The 17,302-nt window shown below is 44.4% G+C and carries 19 protein-coding genes; 10 read left to right on the top strand and 9 right to left on the bottom strand.

The features are described from left to right. Nucleotides 1–227: IS3 family transposase (locus tag Q0C11_RS07045; protein ID WP_293006854.1), on the top strand; the 227-nt coding region annotated here is incomplete at its 5' end. Between the two features lie 30 nt (nt 228–257). Here the strand turns inward: Q0C11_RS07045 and Q0C11_RS07040 are convergent. Then, nucleotides 258–1,496, bottom strand: a complete 1,239-nt coding sequence (locus tag Q0C11_RS07040; RefSeq protein ID WP_293006853.1) for a porin — start codon at nt 1,494–1,496, stop codon at nt 258–260. Nucleotides 1,497–1,676: 180 nt separating this feature from the next. Between Q0C11_RS07040 and Q0C11_RS07035 the strand changes: the two genes are divergently transcribed. Next, nucleotides 1,677–2,789 (top strand): lytic transglycosylase domain-containing protein, encoded by a 1,113-nt coding sequence (locus Q0C11_RS07035; RefSeq protein ID WP_293006852.1) that lies wholly within the window; start codon nt 1,677–1,679, stop codon nt 2,787–2,789. Nucleotides 2,790–2,806: 17 nt separating this feature from the next. On the opposite strand, the gene Q0C11_RS07030 is transcribed toward Q0C11_RS07035, so the two are convergent. From Q0C11_RS07030 to Q0C11_RS07010, 5 genes are all read right to left on the bottom strand, one after another. Then, on the bottom strand, nt 2,807–4,171 hold the full coding sequence (locus Q0C11_RS07030; protein WP_293006851.1) for an NAD-dependent succinate-semialdehyde dehydrogenase: 1,365 nt from the start codon (nt 4,169–4,171) through the stop codon (nt 2,807–2,809). Between the two features lie 82 nt (nt 4,172–4,253). Beyond that, nucleotides 4,254–4,475, bottom strand: coding sequence for a DUF2798 domain-containing protein (locus Q0C11_RS07025; RefSeq protein ID WP_293006850.1), 222 nt, complete (start codon nt 4,473–4,475; stop codon nt 4,254–4,256). Nucleotides 4,476–4,694: 219 nt separating this feature from the next. Beyond that, on the bottom strand, nt 4,695–5,432 hold the full coding sequence (gene dnaQ / locus Q0C11_RS07020; protein WP_293006849.1) for a DNA polymerase III subunit epsilon: 738 nt from the start codon (nt 5,430–5,432) through the stop codon (nt 4,695–4,697). Nucleotides 5,433–5,442: 10 nt separating this feature from the next. Further along, entirely contained in the window at nt 5,443–5,913 is a 471-nt protein-coding gene (gene rnhA, locus Q0C11_RS07015) for a ribonuclease HI (protein ID WP_293006848.1), read from the bottom strand. Continuing rightward, the gene (locus Q0C11_RS07010) at nt 5,910–6,686 is read right to left on the bottom strand and encodes a class I SAM-dependent methyltransferase (protein ID WP_293006847.1); all 777 of its coding nucleotides are present in this window, start codon (nt 6,684–6,686) and stop codon (nt 5,910–5,912) included. The genes rnhA and Q0C11_RS07010 overlap by 4 nt, the downstream gene beginning before the upstream one ends. 93 nt (nt 6,687–6,779) lie before the next feature. Between Q0C11_RS07010 and gloB the strand changes: the two genes are divergently transcribed. Next, on the top strand, nt 6,780–7,553 hold the full coding sequence (gene gloB, locus Q0C11_RS07005; protein WP_293006846.1) for a hydroxyacylglutathione hydrolase: 774 nt from the start codon (nt 6,780–6,782) through the stop codon (nt 7,551–7,553). 90 nt (nt 7,554–7,643) lie between these two features. Here the strand turns inward: gloB and Q0C11_RS07000 are convergent, their stop codons facing one another. Further along, nucleotides 7,644–9,326 (bottom strand): glutamine--tRNA ligase/YqeY domain fusion protein, encoded by a 1,683-nt coding sequence (locus tag Q0C11_RS07000; protein ID WP_293006845.1) that lies wholly within the window; start codon nt 9,324–9,326, stop codon nt 7,644–7,646. Nucleotides 9,327–9,638: 312 nt separating this feature from the next. Here Q0C11_RS07000 and rplM point away from each other — a divergent pair, with 312 nt between their 5' ends. From rplM to erpA, 6 genes are all read left to right on the top strand, one after another. Then, nucleotides 9,639–10,073: a 50S ribosomal protein L13 gene (gene rplM / locus Q0C11_RS06995; RefSeq protein WP_292919887.1), complete on the top strand. Its 435-nt coding sequence runs from the start codon at nt 9,639–9,641 to the stop codon at nt 10,071–10,073. A gap of 3 nt (nt 10,074–10,076) precedes the next feature. Further along, the gene (gene rpsI, locus Q0C11_RS06990) at nt 10,077–10,469 is read left to right on the top strand and encodes a 30S ribosomal protein S9 (protein WP_293006844.1); all 393 of its coding nucleotides are present in this window, start codon (nt 10,077–10,079) and stop codon (nt 10,467–10,469) included. Nucleotides 10,470–10,575: 106 nt separating this feature from the next. Continuing rightward, a complete protein-coding gene (gene argC, locus Q0C11_RS06985) occupies nt 10,576–11,604 on the top strand; it encodes an N-acetyl-gamma-glutamyl-phosphate reductase (protein ID WP_293006843.1) in 1,029 nt (342 codons plus the stop codon). Between the two features lie 192 nt (nt 11,605–11,796). Continuing rightward, on the top strand, nt 11,797–12,399 hold the full coding sequence (locus Q0C11_RS06980; protein ID WP_293006842.1) for a DUF6776 family protein: 603 nt from the start codon (nt 11,797–11,799) through the stop codon (nt 12,397–12,399). 12 nt (nt 12,400–12,411) lie between these two features. After that, nucleotides 12,412–12,870, top strand: coding sequence for a polymer-forming cytoskeletal protein (locus tag Q0C11_RS06975; RefSeq protein ID WP_293006841.1), 459 nt, complete (start codon nt 12,412–12,414; stop codon nt 12,868–12,870). Between the two features lie 53 nt (nt 12,871–12,923). Then, nucleotides 12,924–13,274, top strand: a complete 351-nt coding sequence (gene erpA, locus Q0C11_RS06970) for an iron-sulfur cluster insertion protein ErpA (protein ID WP_292920050.1) — start codon at nt 12,924–12,926, stop codon at nt 13,272–13,274. Nucleotides 13,275–13,295: 21 nt separating this feature from the next. Here the strand turns inward: erpA and Q0C11_RS06965 are convergent, their stop codons facing one another. Together Q0C11_RS06965 and Q0C11_RS06960 are read right to left on the bottom strand one after the other, a co-directional pair. Next, complete coding sequence (locus Q0C11_RS06965) at nt 13,296–14,396, bottom strand: anhydro-N-acetylmuramic acid kinase (protein ID WP_293006840.1); 1,101 nt, start codon at nt 14,394–14,396, stop codon at nt 13,296–13,298. 97 nt (nt 14,397–14,493) lie between these two features. After that, entirely contained in the window at nt 14,494–15,831 is a 1,338-nt protein-coding gene (locus Q0C11_RS06960; RefSeq protein WP_293006839.1) for a peptidoglycan DD-metalloendopeptidase family protein, read from the bottom strand. Between the two features lie 146 nt (nt 15,832–15,977). Between Q0C11_RS06960 and tyrS the strand changes: the two genes are divergently transcribed. After that, nucleotides 15,978–17,180, top strand: coding sequence for a tyrosine--tRNA ligase (gene tyrS, locus Q0C11_RS06955; RefSeq protein ID WP_293006838.1), 1,203 nt, complete (start codon nt 15,978–15,980; stop codon nt 17,178–17,180). Nucleotides 17,181–17,302: the final 122 nt, after the last annotated feature.

The following is a 17,302-nucleotide window of genomic DNA, read 5'->3' as shown; positions in this document are numbered from 1 at the left end:
GTCGTAAGGGTGATTGCTATGATAATGCACCGATGGAAAGCTTCTGGGGGATACTTAAAACCGAGCTGGTGCAGCATAGAAGATTCAAAACACGACAACAAGCCATTCAGGAGATTACCGAATATATAGAAATATTCTATAACCGGCAGAGAAAACAAAAAAGGCTGGGCTATTTGTCACCAGCACAATTTACGCAGCAATACTATGCAAATCTAATCGCTGCTTAAACACATGGACTCCATTTTTGACAGCACATATCAGTTTTTCCGAATATTGATATTGCGGATAGGCGACCAACCTCTACTCCACCGCTTTATCGGCTTCCAGTTCATGCCCAATGTAACTGCGTAATAGTCCGCAGGTGCGCTGACGAAAGGAATGTTACCTGCATAACTGACGCCTTTGTTATTTAACGCGGACAATATACGGTAAGGCGAAAAAACCCGCCAACCGTTGCGATCGTGAAAGCGTTCCACGCGAATGCCGACCGACAAGTCACGTAAAAGATCGTAGGTCATATGTGTATTAATGCTATACCATGCTGCATTCTGAATTCCTCCGGGCAGATTGATATTGCTAGCCCAACCATGAGTATGATGCAATACCATATGGGCTTTCGGCGTGAGTCGATGTTGCAGGACGACGCTATACATCATCCAAGGCTCATTGACCGCTGTTTGCCCATAGGTACCGCCAAGTTGTCCCGCAGTTCTTCTGTCGTCACTGCTCCACATGATATTGGCTATTCCGCCCCAGCTATTGAGTTGCTTATCAAACCCCCCATCCCAACCACCAGTTGCGCTACCCGTAGTTGCACCGCCTTGAATTTGCCAATTCTGATTGATGGTGTGAGTACCTAGCAATCCGGTATGCGTGAATGGTTCGCCGCTGTTCAGAATGTACCCGCGAGTATAAAAAAAGTTATCTGGTGCAGGAACGGTTTCATAGCCCAACGGTGTATAAAAATGTCCAACTTTGATGTTGAGACCACGGCCCATTGGCACATAAGCTTCCAAATAGGCTTGCGGCAAAGCAATTCCGTAAGTGCGCGTCGAATTGCAGCACAAATTAAGATCCCAGTTTCCCCGGTTCGAGGGTTCGCCGGTGTTCTCATCGAATGCGGAGATGCCAAACGCCTGCGTATAAATAGCGTCAGTACCAAACAGAAAATCGAAACGACCACCGAGGTCCCACTTTGTGCCTTCCGATTCGACATTACGTTGTAAAAATATATTAAGCTGATTCAACTGAAACCGATTGGCGCGATCAGCAAAAGTAACCGCCCCATTGAAGCCATCGGAAGGATTGTTAGCATTATAAGTCGCGCCACCGTTGATCCAACCGCCCAGTTCCAGACCGTTCTGTTTAAGCAAATTTGGCAGGCTAGCGGCATGCACATTGCCGATGCTCAACAAAACAATCAACAGAACTCGAATTGCCGCATATACTCTTGTGTTTCTATTTTCTCCTGCATTATGCATTTTTTCCTCGCTCATGTTCCTGATCGTAATAACTCAAAGTAAAATGACAGGAACGCACCTTAACGTAACCAAGACAATACCGGATACCGGGGAAACCCTTATTCTTCGCTCAGTAAAACCATTAGCAAAATTAAATATGCATAAAATACATCATCGGTTAATCACCATTGACCCAATCGCTTAGATCTTATTTCAATGGATAAAACAAATCCCCCTAACAATCCCGAAGCCGATGACATCAAGCCGAAGCAAAGAAGCAAACGCACTAATGTTGTGCGCAATGCCAATGCTACCAATAAGCCGAGGAAACGAGCCAGAAGAATTCAGCCCAGCGGGCTCCGGCGGAAAATATTGCTGACTGGCATTGAAACTTTTGGTTTGGGCATTGCAGCATTTTGCGCCATTATCATGCTCCTCGGTTATTCCGCCAGTCGGTTCTCAGGCACCCGTTTTTTTATCAACTTGCTACCGTTTGCTACCGGCGTACTGGGTTTGATATTAGCCGTAAGCCTATTTCTGGTTGGCTGGTGGAGGCTGAGAAAATGGTTGCAACTGCATTCGGAACTTCTGGCTCCGGCATTATCCTTGACAATGGCGTTGCTGATTACCTGGCTTGTCACACACGATCAATTCACACTAGCTTATGGTAATTTCCGCACCTTGGTAGGCGGCAAAGAAGAGGCTGGACGCGTGACGATCGCGCATCAGGTCTACGCAGCTTACCGGCGGCATGATGTCACGCAGCTGCAAAAAATGGTTAATCGCTCACAGGAATATCGACAGGCGATCGAAGATGCCGCCCGTTCTTTTAATATGGATGTCAATCTACTACACGGCATTGCAGCAACAGAATCATCTTTCATCCCGCGAGACAGCAGCGACGGTGGTAAAGGATTGTTCCAAATCACCCGCGTCCCGGAAGCAGTTATGGCGCAGGCACGCAAACGGCTTGGCTCAGAAAAAATCGCTTTGGAGGATTCTCGTCATAATGCTTTTGTCGCCGCAGCCACATTTAAACATTACTTGGCTGAAATGAAAGGCGATCTCTTTCTGGGATTGTTGGCCTACAACATCGGACCCGCTAACGGAGGTTTACGTTTTATCATGCAACAATATGGCGCGACCGATTTCACCACGATACAGCCCTATCTGCAAACCCTGCCGCGCGATTATCCGATCCGAGTACTATCTTATTCACTGGCATTTCGCCTCTGGCATAAAGAGGGTAAATTACTCGCTTACGAAGAAAGCAATAATGCTATTTATATCCAACGCATTGGCATACCGGGATTACATACTGGATTGTAATCGTTCAGCAGTAACTGTCACTTGATCCACAGCGTTTTAATATTCACAAATTCGCGAATGCCGTGATACGACAATTCCCGTCCGTAACCGGATTCCTTAATACCTCCAAATGGTAGGCGCGAATCGCTTTTTACGATACCGTTGACGAAAGTAGAGCCGGCATGAATCTGCCGCGCCAGCGCTTCACCGCGTGTCGTATCGCGCGTCCATACGCTGCCGCCAAGACCAAATTGCGTCCGATTGGCTAATTCGATCGCTTCCTCCGCATTCTTCACGCGTACGATTGCCGCGACCGGACCAAACAATTCTTCATCAAACGCCGCCATGCCAGGCTGCACGTAATCCAGTATTGTCGGCGCGTAGTATGCGCCTTGCACACCGATAACATTGCCGCCGAATACAAGCTTAGCACCGGATGTCAGACTTCGTTTAACTTGTGCATGCAGCTCGGCGCGCAAGTCTTCACGCGCCATCGGCGCAATACTGGTAATTTCACTTTTTGGATCGCCAATTTGTAGCTGGCTGAAAAGCATTTTCAATTGCGCGACAAAAACATCGGCAATCGTATCGATGAGAATAAAACGCTTGGCGGCAATGCAACTCTGCCCCATATTTTGCAAACGCGCCACAAGGGCTTGCTTGGCAGTTGATTCGATATCAGCATCATCCAGCACAATAAAGGGATCTGAACCGCCTAATTCGAGTACGCACTTTTTCAAGTGCTGTCCAGCAATTGCTGCGACTTTGCGTCCTGCAGCGCTACTGCCCGTCAAGGTAACGGCAGCAATGCGTCGGTCGGCAATGACTCTTTGTACTTGTTCCGAGCTAATCATCAACGTGCGGAAGGCATGTTCCGGAAAACCGGCTTGACGAAATGCATCTTCCAGCGCCAGTGCACAGCGCGGTACATTTGATGCATGTTTAAGCACTACGACATTACCTGCCATCATCGCCGGTGCCGCAGCGCGGATCAATTGCCAAAATGGAAAATTCCACGGCATGATGCAAAGCACAGTACCCAAGGGCTGGTAAACCACCAAACTGCGGCTGGCATCGGAGGCAATGATCTCGTCGCATAGATAGGATTCAGCTTGATTAGCGTAATGCTCACAACCTAGCGCGCATTTTTCTATCTCCGCCTTAGCTTCCTTGAGCAATTTACCCATTTCTTCGGTAATCAGATTGGCATATTCCTCGCTACGCTGACGGAAGAGCTGTGCAAGATTGCGCATCAAACTCGATCGTTGCGCAAAACCAAGCTCCGCCCATCCGGTCTGCGCAAATTCCACTTGGCTCAGCACCACATCAATTTCATCGGCCCGCCAAGTTGGAAACGATTGTATGATTTGGCCTGTGGCCGGATTAATGGATTGCATAGACATTAGAAAAAACCTTATGGAGTAACTTAAAATAATAATCCCGCTGACAAACATGTTTTTTCTATTGTTTGCTCTACGTTAATCATTAATATATGAATGCTTCCACAATGCGTTTAAAGTACGGCGACACGAATAGCAGCAAAACAAAACCCACTGGAAATGCAATACTCCACGAATAAAGCCAGGGTTCGATAAAGGCACCGGAAAAGCCAAGATTAACGACCGTAACAATTGCAGATACACACCCAGTCATGGTGGCAGACATCATCAAAGAATAAATGCAATGCGCTAATAGTTTATGCTTCATACTAACTTTGCTTTCTTAACCTGAAGTTGCTCACTCGCCATTGTAAACAAGCTTATGTGAAGAAATTCTCAAATTTTCTGAGATTACTAGTGCATTTTAAGTGATAGAGCTCTGGACCCTTATACGTAAATGACCAGAGTCAAATTTTCAGTATTGCTGAAATGGTTTTGTACCTCTTGACATGTAATCACTTACCAGGAAAATAATCACAATAGCTCATTAATTGTTCACTCTACTTAATTCCTCATCAAGTGCATCTGTTGTTTCAAGATTATTCCACAAGCACTTATTGTTACTTGCTCGTGCAATTTCTTCTAGTATCTCGCGATGTTGCGCATTTTCTTCAGCGGTCGCCGCAATAACTCTTAAATTAGAACTGTCCAGATCCGTCAGCGAATGCTGCACAGCTTCAACATATTCCAATTCAATCAGCAAGCTTTCTTGCCCACGAGTCATCGCAAGATAAACCTCCGCCAGCAATTCAGCGTCTAGTAATGCACCATGCAGCTTACGTTTTGAATTGTCAATATTATATCGTTCACACAAAGCATCAAGGTTATTGCGCTTACCAGGATGAAGCTCCTTTGCTAGTTTTAGCGTATCCATTATTAACGGGCAATAGCTATCAAGTGTTTTTAAATTGCTTAAACCTAACTCATGATTGATAAACCCAACATCAAACGGAGCATTATGGATAATTAGCTCAGCTTCACTAATAAAACTCAAGAATTCCTTGGAAACCTCATGAAATTTTGGTTTATCTTGAAGAAAGCCCATTGTTAAACCATGAACTTGCAAAGCACCTTCATCACTCTCTCGTCCTGGATTAAGATAGTAGTGGAAATGACTGCCAGTAAATTGCCTATTACATAACTCAACGGCCGCGATCTCAACAATGCGATGCCCCAACTTGTATTCCAGGCCTGTCGTTTCAGTATCTAGCACAATTTGACGCATATCCCTGCCCCTAGCATTTTTGCAGTTCTTCAGCAATTATCATTTCAACACCTTGGTTAGCCAGTTGATCAGCGCGCTCGTTATCAATATGCCCGGAATGCCCTCGCACCCAACACCATTCGATCTTATGCTGTTGGGTTAATTGATCCAACAGCTTCCAGAGATCCTCGTTTTTAACCGGCTTTTTACCCGCGGTGCGCCAATTGCGCGCCTTCCATGAATCAAGCCATTCGCTGATACCTTTTTGCAGATATTGTGAATCGGTATGTAAATGTACTTGACAAGAACGCTTTAAGGATTCTAAAGCGCGGATTGCAGCGAGTAGCTCCATACGATTATTGGTGGTAAATTTCTCTCCTCCAAAAATTTCCCGTTCATGATCGCCGTATCGCAGCAAAGCTCCCCACCCTCCAATACCTGGGTTTCCTTTGCAAGCACCATCCGTATATATCTCAACAACTTTAAAATCATTTTCGATCATGATTTATTTAAATCGTCAATCTGCTTTGGATTGCTTGATGATCGCTCTTCCTTAGAGGCTTTGATGATTTCCCGAGCAATCGGTACCATTTTTTTCTTGGCCTCTAAACTATTTTTCCAGTTAGGTTTGATAATTCGCATCCCATGCGTGTGTTTAATGGCATGCAAGAAATATACACCCCCCGAAATTGGCCACCAGCGATCCCCTGCTGCCTCCATAAAACTAAACCGTCGGCGCCATTTTTCTTGTTTAAATGGTGGCACATAGCAACAAAGTCGGCCACCAGCCATTTCAAAATCCAACAATTTCAACCAATCTTTAAGTCGTGATAGTGCAATAAAATCTCCATTCCACGGAAATTCTCCTTGCATTGATTTTAAATGATGGCAACTCCCCCATAGACTGAAGGGATTAAAACCTGAAATAACAAGATGGCCTTCGGGTATTAGAGTTCGATGAACTTCTCTTAAAATCTGATGAGGATTTGCATTAAACTCAAGCGTATGTGGCAGAATAACAAGATCCATGCTGTTTGTCTGAATTGGAAGAAAACCTGGCTGAGCTCGTAACGAAATCTCATGTTCAAGCCCTATAGAGAAACGTAAAGGCATTCGATTCAAACGTAAAAAATCAAACTGCGGCCAACCTATCTGCGTTGCGTTGTAACCAAAGATATTCGCCACGACCTGATCAAAATAGCGGCGCTCATGTTCAATCAAATATTGACCAAGAGAGGACTCAAACCATTGCTGGATATTTTGCGCAATCATCATGAACCGTAACACTTACTCGATATCAGAATTTACACTATTTACTGACATCAATTAACACTTTTCATCGCGCCAACTTCTTTAAATGGAGTTTTCATGCTTAATATACATTCGGTACATGCGTTTAAAGATAATTACATATGGGTAGTCCATAATCAAAATTATGCAGTTGTTATTGATCCTGGTATCACGACCCCGGTAATTGAATATTTGCAATTAAATAAACTGCAACTCTGTGCGATTCTTATTACTCATCACCATAACGATCATACCGGGGGCATCGCGGGATTAATTCAGCGGTTTGATATTCCCGTATACGGGCCAAGCAATGAATTGATCACCGCCATAACAAATCCTGTGCAACAAAATGATATCGTAAACCTACCGGACATATCACTTAATCTCACGGTGTTAGATACGCCTGGACACACTCGGGGGCATATTGCCTATTATGGGTCAGATCCATGGGATATGATCTTCTGCGGTGATACACTTTTTTCTTGCGGCTGCGGAAGAATATTCGAAGGATCTGCAGCACAACTCTATCAAACACTACAAAAAATCTCTCAGTTACCTGACGCCACCTTGATTTACTGCGCTCATGAATACACTTTGGGAAATATAGAATTTGCCAAAGCTGTTGATCCGAAAAATAAGAAACTGTACAAATTTGCAATTACTGCCGAAGCATTACGTCACAAAAATATGCCAACAATTCCGACAACGCTTGCACTCGAAAAAACAATTAATCCATTCCTGCGCTGTGAACATCAACCGATTATTAACAGTGTGCAAAATTATTCTCAGCAGCTATTACAAAACTCAGTAGATATTTTCGCGGTATTGCGCGAATGGAAAAATAAATTTTAGTCAGTCGCAATTAATATCGATACTAAAAGGATCGAGTACCCATATGCCCAGATTAATTTATTGACTTGTAGTATTCATGCAGCAAAATAGTCACGCACCAGCCAACTTTCCCCACGAATCGCGAAGAGTCACAGCACGGTTAAACACCGGCTTATCGGGCTTCATATCGACTCGATCAGCAATGAAATAGCCATTACGCTCGAACTGAAAGTTTTGTTCAGGTTTCGCCTCACACAACGAAGGCTCGACATACGCTGCAATGATTTGCTTCGAGTTTGAATTCAATGAAGCTTTATAATCCTTGTCGCCACTATCAGGGTATGGATCGGTAAACAAACGATCATAAAGCCGTATCTCTGCCGCCTGTGCGTGTTTTATTGATAACCAGTGGATGTTGCCTTTAACTTTGCGACTTTCTGCGCCAGGAGTTCCACTTTTAGTGTCAGGATCATAGGTGCAATGAATGGTTTCGATATCACCCTGTGCATTTTTATCCACTTGTACGCACTTGACGATAAAAGCATAGCGTAATCGTACTTCGGCACCAGGTGCAAGGCGAAAATAGCCCTTGGTCGGCACTTCCATGAAATCATCACGCTCAATATACAAAATCTTAGAAAAAGGGATAGTACGTTTCCCCCATTCCGGTTTCTGCGGATGATTCGGCGCAAAACAATCTTCTTGCTGATCCTCCGGGTAATTATCAATAATCAGCCTGACTGGCTTAAGGATGGCAATACGACGCGGCGCGTTTTCATTCAGATCTTCGCGCAAACAGTCCTCCAGCACGCCCATGTCAATCCAGGAATCAGCCTTGCTGACACCAATACGCTCAGCAAACAAGCGAATAGCGCATGGCGTAAATCCGCGACGACGCACTCCGGCCAATGTGCTTAACCGAGGATCATCCCAACCGTCAACCAACTTACTTTCCACCAGTTCAATCAATTTGCGCTTGCTCATCACTGTATAGGTCAAATTGAGGCGAGCAAATTCGATCTGCTGAGGATGACACGGCACTTTATCAGTTAGCTGACCCAACACCCAGTCATAGAGCGGCCGGTGGTCTTCAAATTCGAGTGTACACAATGAATGGGTAATTCTTTCAAGTGCGTCGGAAACGCAGTGCGTATAGTCATACATCGGATAAATACACCATTGATTGCCAGTGCGTTGATGATGTACGTGACGAATGCGATAAATCACCGGATCGCGCATATTGATGTTGGGCGATGCCATATCGATTTTCGCTCTCAACACATACTGGCCATCCGAAAATTCCCCGGCCTTCATCCGTCGAAACAAATCCAGACTCTCCGCGATCGGGCGGTCACGAAAAGGGCTGTTTCTACCCGGATTCGTCAATGTGCCACGCAACTCGCGAATCTCATCAGCGGAAAGACTTTCTACATAAGCTTTTCCACGATTGATCAAATACTCGGCGAATTCATATAACTGATTGAAATAATCCGAAGAATAATAGAGATGCCGCCCCCAATCAAAACCCAACCAGGAAACACTGTCACAAATTGAGTCGACATACTCCTGAGCTTCCTTTTCTGGATTTGTGTCGTCAAAGCGCAAGTGACACAGGCCGCCATAATCACGGGCAATACCAAAATTCAAACAAATGCTCTTGGCATGACCAATGTGCAAGTAGCCGTTGGGTTCGGGCGGGAAGCGTGTCTCTACGCGCCCATGCCATTTGCCGGAGCGGTTATCTTCTTCTATGATAGTACGAATAAAATTGGAAGGCGCTGATTCAACGTGCATACTGGTTTCAGATTTCTCTCTCAAAGCGTATCTCTCGGCATATTTTTAATAAATAGTAGGAAAATGCTGCTTACTCATTTAGGCGATCAGAAATTCACTCAAAATTATTCATTCAAATGTCATCTCTCTTCTAGGTATGATTATAGCGGCGATTAGCGCAAAATCCACTATTCTTGAGTAAACGCGGCCTGCCACTTTTGGTCGTAGCAAGAATATGGCGACGCGGTAAAAATAAAGCTTTCCAAATTTGACTTTTGTCGATGACTGACTTAGAATTCCCGCCTCTTTTTGAATATGCAGGACAAGTTTTTTGTGAAAACATTTTCGGCCAAACCACACGAAGTAAATCATGACTGGTTCGTTATTGACGCAACCAATAAAGTACTGGGACGCCTTGCTTCGCAGATTGCTCATCGCTTACGTGGCAAACATAAACCGATCTATACGCCGCATGTTGACACCGGCGATTACATTATCGTTGTCAATATTGACAAAATGCGAGTTACCGGTAACAAACTGGAAGATAAAATTTACTATCGCCATACCGGTTACCCAGGTGGTATTTATGCAACCCCTCTGAACAAAATGCACGCACGCTTTCCAGCGCGCCCACTTGAAAAAGCGGTCAAAGGAATGCTGCCGAAAGGCCCCTTGGGATATGCAATGATAAAGAAACTTAAAGTTTATGCTGGAGAAACTCACCCGCATGCTGCTCAACAACCCAAACCGCTTGAAGTTAGAGCTTAATCTATGGCCACTCAATATAATTACGGTACCGGACGACGCAAAAGTGCTGTAGCACGCGTTTTTATCAAACCGGGAAAAGGCGCAATTGTCATTAATAATAAACCGATTGATGATTATTTCTCCCGAAAAACAGGCCGCATGATTGCTAGGCAGCCTCTGGAATTAACTGATAATGCTAATTCATTTGATATTATGGTCAATATTCATGGTGGAGGAGAATCAGGTCAAGCGGGCGCAGTGCGTCATGGTATTACCCGTGCATTGATCGATTACGATGCGACGCTTAAACCTACTTTAAGCAAGGCAGGTTTGGTAACCCGTGACGCACGTGAAGTCGAGAGAAAGAAAGTAGGCTTTCGTAAGGCACGGCGGCGCAAGCAATTCTCTAAACGTTAGTTTTTTCGTATTAGGATTTCAAAAAAGCCGCCACGATTGAGCGGCTTTTTTGTTTGTATTTTGTTAAAAAGCAAAATTGTCTACTCAAAACATAACAGGAGTCACAATGATTAATGTCGGTATAGTTGGTGGAACAGGATACACCGGCGTGGAATTACTGCGGTTACTGACACTACACCCTAAAGTGAAAATCAAAGCGATTACCTCACGGAATGAAGCTGGCATAAATGTCGCCGATTTATTTACCAACCTGCGAGGGCATATCGATCTTAAATTCAGTGATCCGGCGGATGCAAAACTCAACAAATGCGATGTAGTATTTTTTGCTACGCCTAATGGCATTGCCATGCAACAAGCAGAATCCTTATTGAAGGCAGACGTTAGAGTGATCGACCTAGCGGCAGACTTCCGTATCAAGAATGTTACTGAATGGGAAAAATGGTACAGCATGCAACATGCCTGCCCTGCTTTGGTTGCTGAAGCGGTATATGGCCTACCAGAAATTAACCGTGAGCTGGTAAAAAATGCGCGCCTTATAGCCAATCCCGGCTGCTACCCAACCGCTGTACAACTTGGTTTCTTGCCGCTGATAGAAGCCGGTGTCATAGATATCAATCACCTCATCGCCGATGTCAAATCAGGCGTTTCCGGTGCGGGACGCAAAGCAGAAGTACATACCTTGCACGCCGAGGCATCTGATAATTTCAAGGCTTATGGCGTGCCGGGGCACCGACATTTGCCCGAGATAAAACAAGGTCTTTCCAATATCGCTCAAAAACCAGTTAACCTAACATTTGTTCCACATCTAGTACCGATGATCCGCGGCATCCATGCTACGCTGTACGCCAAACTAACCCGGCGAATCGACTTGCAAGCCTTGTACGAGAAACGTTACCACAACGAGATTTTTGTTGATGTACTGCCTGCTGGGAAACACCCGGAAACTCGTTCTGTACGTGGTTCGAATATTTGCCGCATCGCCGTACATCAACCGCAAAATAGTGATACAGTTGTGGTACTATCGGTAACCGATAATTTGGTTAAAGGCGCAGCAGGGCAAGCCATACAAAACATGAATATCATGTTTGGCTTGCATGAAACGCTGGGAATTAATCAGGTGCCACTATTACCTTGAGAACAACAATTCTCCCGCATCACATTCAGATAAATTGAGTCGAATTCTGTAGAGCACCCGGTGTATAAGTTTTTCCAGAGAAAACCCAAAATTCTATCCCCGCGTGTCGTGGTACGCCCACGCTCATCTTGGCAATCACGTCTGATAAGCATTATGATTGTCTGCTCATTACTGCTGCTACTTTCTTGGTTTATGTACGAAATGGGCAGACAATCGATCAACACGCAAGAAGATACCATTGAAGAGAAACTAGCATACTTATTTGATCCTGGAATATGCAGGCAAACCAAGAAACAAAAATTATGCGCCCAGATTGGTGATTTAGCTCAGCAATTACAAATCAGCAGCACAGCCAATCAGAATCTTACTGAAGAAATCAAGTCCCTTGCTGGCGAAAACGATCAATTAAAAGAACAGCTGGAATTTTTCCAGCATCTGATCGCCAGCAATACAAAAAGTGGTATTTCAATTTATCAATTTAGTTTAAAAGAAACACAAACACCTGGCGAGTACCGCTATGCACTGACATTAATTCAAGGTGGAGAAAGACCGAATGATTTTAAGGGAAACTTAAGATTCACAGTGAAGCTGACACAAAATGATCAGAGTAAAGTAATACCACTCACAAAAAAAAATCAGCAACTAGATTTTCCTGTTATCTTTAAGTTCTTCCATAGAATGGAAGAACTTTTTAAAGTACCGCCGAATTCCATCGTAGAGAATATTCAGGTAGAAATCTTTAGAAATGGTAACAATAAAGCCATACTATCTGAAACTATACAACCGACATTGTGAAGGAGAGAAAAGATGTTCGGTAGAAAGAAGAAAAACCAACTGCATCATCATATTGATACTTTGATTGGCGCAAACACGAAAATTTCGGGTGATATTCATTTCACCGGCGGCCTCCGAATCGATGGACATATTACTGGAAACATCTTTGCAACCGATGACGAGAACAGCACACTGGTACTCAGCAATGAAGGCAGTATCAAAGGTAATATAAAAGCCACTAATGTCGTCATTAACGGCACTGTAACCGGCCCCATTGACGCGCAAGGATATCTGGAATTACAAGAAAAAGCCGAAGTTTTCGGCGATGTCCATTATGGTTCTTTAGAAATCCGGCTCGGCGCTTCTGTTGCTGGAAAAATGATTCATAAGCACAAGCGAGATATAGAGGGTACGCAGCAATCAGAGAAAATGATAACATTAGCTCCAGCAACCGATCAGCAAACAACTACTACTGAAAATGATGCGCCCTGATTTATATACTGTATAGTATTTGCCATCAATCCATAATTTGACAGCTTAAAGAAATTAATATGAACACTGAACTGAATACCCCCCTTACTTTTACTGAGAACGCAGCCTCGAAAGTTAAGCAACTCATAGAGGAAGAAGGCAACAACCATCTTAATCTTAGAGTTTTTATCAGTGGCGGCGGCTGCTCTGGCTTTCAGTACGGCTTCACTTTTGACGAATTGATCAATGAAGATGATACGGTGATGGAAAGAAATGGTGTCAAACTGCTGGTTGATCCTATGAGTTTTCAGTATCTAATCGGTGCTGAAATCGATTATCAAGAAAATATACAAGGCGCTCAGTTCATCATTAAAAACCCTGGCGCCACCAGCACTTGCGGTTGTGGATCATCATTTTCGGTATAACACGTATCTACATTAGAAACTTCACGCAGGGTAAACCACCCCCAAAATTCTGCTTCCTTTCGCACCAGTCACTGCTGTCAGGTTACCTGTTTTACGCAAAATAGCCTGATGTGCCAACCAAGCAAATGCGAAAGCTTCTACCCAATCGATCGCAATACCTAATTGATCAGTCAGTGCCACTTTTCCCCCGCGTATTACCTCAGTAAGCCGACTCATCAGCAAAGAATTATGTCCTCCTCCTCCACAAACATAAACTTCCTCCGCGCCCAAACAATGAGCATGGATGGATTCGGCAATTGACACGACAGTTAATTGCAACAACGTTGCCTGAACATCTTCTGGCGATTCTCTGCCCTGCAGCTTCTTTTCCAACCAATGGAGATTAAACAAATCCCTGCCTGTACTTTTAGGTGGCTTTTGAGCAAAAAAGGGATCTGACGATAAGGCTTTCAGTAAAGCAGGAACGACCTGACCAGTTGCTGCCCACTGCCCACCATGATCATAAGTTCTTTCGGTATGCTGCAAGCACCAAGTATCCATTAATATATTACCTGGCCCGCAATCAAATCCCGTGACAAAATGACCAGGCTCAAGATTTGTGATATTAGCTATACCACCAATATTAACGATTACGCGATGGCAGTTTGGACTCTTAAAGACAGCTTCGTGAAACGCAGGTACCAGCGGCGCACCTTGTCCGCCTGCAGCAATATCACGACTTCTAAAATCAGCGACTACGGCGATTCCTGTTAATTCAGCTAACAAAGCCGCATTGACAAGCTGAATCGTATAGCTTTTCTCTGTCTCAGGGCAATGCCTAACCGTTTGCCCATGACATCCAATGGCAACGATCTGCTGTGGAAAAACGTCAGCACTTTCCAGTAAACCTGTAATTGCTTCCGCATATAGATATGACAACTGGTTGCTAAGCATCGCCGCGCGATGGAGTTCATCATAACCCGATTGTTGCAGCGACAGCAGTGCTTCACGCAAATCATTGCTATATGGACTATAGAAAGTTCCTAATAATAACGGCGTTGTTTCCCGCAGATCCACCAACACGACGTCCACACCATCCAGACTGGTGCCCGACATCATTCCTATGTAGTAAATGGACTTCAACTATTCGAGTATATTGAGTGCAGTGGGAGGTAATTTTAATTGATAAATTGACGATTTGTTCGCAAAAACAAACCGTCAATCGATAAGATCCAGCAGATCACTCTATCGCAGCGAGATGAATATCGCGCATGATGCTTAAACGAGCCAGCAAAGCTTGTGCCTCATTCTTGAATGTATTTAAATCGCGTTTTGCTATCGGTATTGCAGTTGGCAACACAACTTTAGTAGGATCACGCTGCACGCCATCAACACGCAATTCATAATGTAAATGCGGTCCTGTCGCCATACCTGTCGAGCCCACATAACCAATCACGTCTCCCTGGTTTACCCGCTTACCTTTACTTAACCCGGAAGCAAACCGGGACAGGTGACCATAGGCCGTTTCATATTTACCGTTATGTTTGAGCACAACCAGATTGCCATAACCACGTTGCGAGCCGGAAAAAGCAACAATTCCACTTGCCGTGGCTTTTACAGGAGTGCCGGTAGGAGCGGCATAATCAATACCCCGATGTGCACGCCACTGCTTAAGTACAGGATGAAAGCGCCTGTTCGTAAAGCCGGAACTGACGCGTGTAAAGGCAAGAGGAGAAAGTAAGAATGCTTTGCGCAAACTTTCACCCTCGGGAGTGTAATACCCATCTGAACCATTGTATGATTTGAAATAAACCGCCTGATGAGATTTTCCTTTGTTGACAAACTCAACCGCCAGCACTCGTCCAGATCTAGTACGCCTACCATTGTTTGAAAAAGTTTCATAAACTACGGTAAAACGGTCTCCTTGACGTAAATCCCGATAAAAATCGATTTCTGATGCAAATATTTCAGTCAGCTGCATGGCAATATTGTTAGGTATGCCGGCATTATCCGTCGCGCCAAACAAAGAACTATTAATCACGCCGGATTTCATGTGAATCTGCGCATCCATTTCGATCGGCTGTTCCGTCATCTTGAATGCATCGTCTGTTTTTTCCATCAAAAACAGCTCTTCATTACCGAAGAAATAACGTAACGACAACAATTCACCTTCAGCAGTTGTTTGCGCATAAACGGTTTTACCAGGTCTAAGCTGCCGCATCGCACGGCTATCGCGCGCCGCTTGAAGGAAATAGGTAGAATCTTGGCTGCTGACATCCAATCGGTTCAAGATTGCGGCCATCGTATCACCGCGCCGAATACTTTCCTGGCGCCAGAAGGACTGATTGGACTGCGCCTCGACAAGCGCATCTGGAATGGACAAATCAAGATCAAGAACGATTTCTTCTACGGGAACTTCTCCAAATGACGGAGAATTAGGTGCGATTCCAAATGCAGTGACAATGCCAAATAGTGGAATGCTGGATAGAGCCACTAACCAGCGAATTGATTTTTTTGTTAGTTTAGATGATTTTTGAGCTAGAATCCTTTGTTTACTGCTAATAGGCGTATATAGCACTATGAAGTACCTCCAGTCATGTAACTAAGACAGGCGCGAGTCTAACATGAAAATAGTCAATGTGTACTAAGAAACGACTAAAAATGACCTAAGCAAGCATTTAGGAATAATATTTTACCAATAAAAATTACAAATTTATCTCCAACGTGAACAACTCAATAAAATCTCAACTTGAAATCATCAAACGCGGCAGTCAAGAGCTATTGGTCGAAGCCGAGATGGAAACCAAGCTAAATTCTGGCCAGCCTTTGCGCGTTAAAGCCGGGTTCGATCCAACAGCACCGGATCTACATCTTGGCCATACGGTCTTACTGAACAAGCTGCGCCAACTACAGGATATGGGGCACCATATTTTGTTTCTGATCGGCGACTTCACCGGCATGATTGGAGATCCCAGCGGGAAAAACAGCACCCGCCCGCCACTCACCCGGGAGCAAGTTGCAGAAAATGCGCAATCCTATACCGAGCAGGTCTTTAAAATTCTAAACCCGGATCACACTGAAGTGGTGTTTAATTCGATCTGGATGGGCAAAATGGATGCCGCAGATCTGATTAAACTGGCTGCAACCCATACCGTTGCGCGAATGCTGGAACGAGATGATTTCGACAAACGCTACCGTAACAATCAAGCGATTGCCATTCATGAATTTTTATATCCCTTGATTCAGGGTTTCGATTCTGTCGCACTCAAAGCAGATCTGGAATTGGGCGGAACCGATCAAAAATTCAATTTATTAATGGGACGAGAACTACAAAAACATTTCGGACAACCGCAACAATGCATTCTTACCATGCCGTTACTTGAAGGACTAGACGGCGTTAACAAAATGTCCAAATCTTTGAATAATTATGTCGGCATCACCGAAAGTCCCGCCGAAATTTTCGGCAAGTTAATGTCAGTTTCGGATCAACTGATGTGGCGTTATCTGGAATTACTGTCCTTTGAATCTTTGCAAACCATTCAAAAATGGCGCGAGGAAGTTGAGGCGGGCCGCAATCCGCGCGATATCAAAGTAATGCTGGCACAGGAAATCGTTACCCGCTTCCACAACCGGGGCAGTGCTGAGGATGCGCTGGCCGACTTTGAAGCACGGTTTAAACACGGCGCTTTGCCCGAAAATATTCCGGAAAAAATAATCCAGGCATCGGGCAACGAAATACCTTTGGTACAATTATTAAAACAGACAGGATTAACCGCCAGCACCAGCGAAGCACTGCGCATGATCGAACAAGGCGCTGTCAAATTGAACAACGAAAAAGTGACCGACAAATCGACCCAAATAACGCGTGGCACATCTGTTGTGATACAAGTGGGAAAACGAAAGTTTGCCAAAGCCATCATTCAATAAAAAACATTATCGCAAACAATTGCAGAGCCTGGCACAAACAATTGCAGAGCCTGGCAGAATCCAGTATACTTCTCGGCTCAAAGTTGAGCAGCGTTTTTTTGATCAACTTTGCATAGCTTCAT

The sequence above is a fragment of the Nitrosomonas sp. genome (assembly GCF_022842015.1).
Classification (GTDB): domain Bacteria; phylum Pseudomonadota; class Gammaproteobacteria; order Burkholderiales; family Nitrosomonadaceae; genus Nitrosomonas.
The sequence above is the reverse complement of the archived record's forward strand: the minus strand, read 5'-3'. Positions and strand labels throughout refer to the sequence as shown.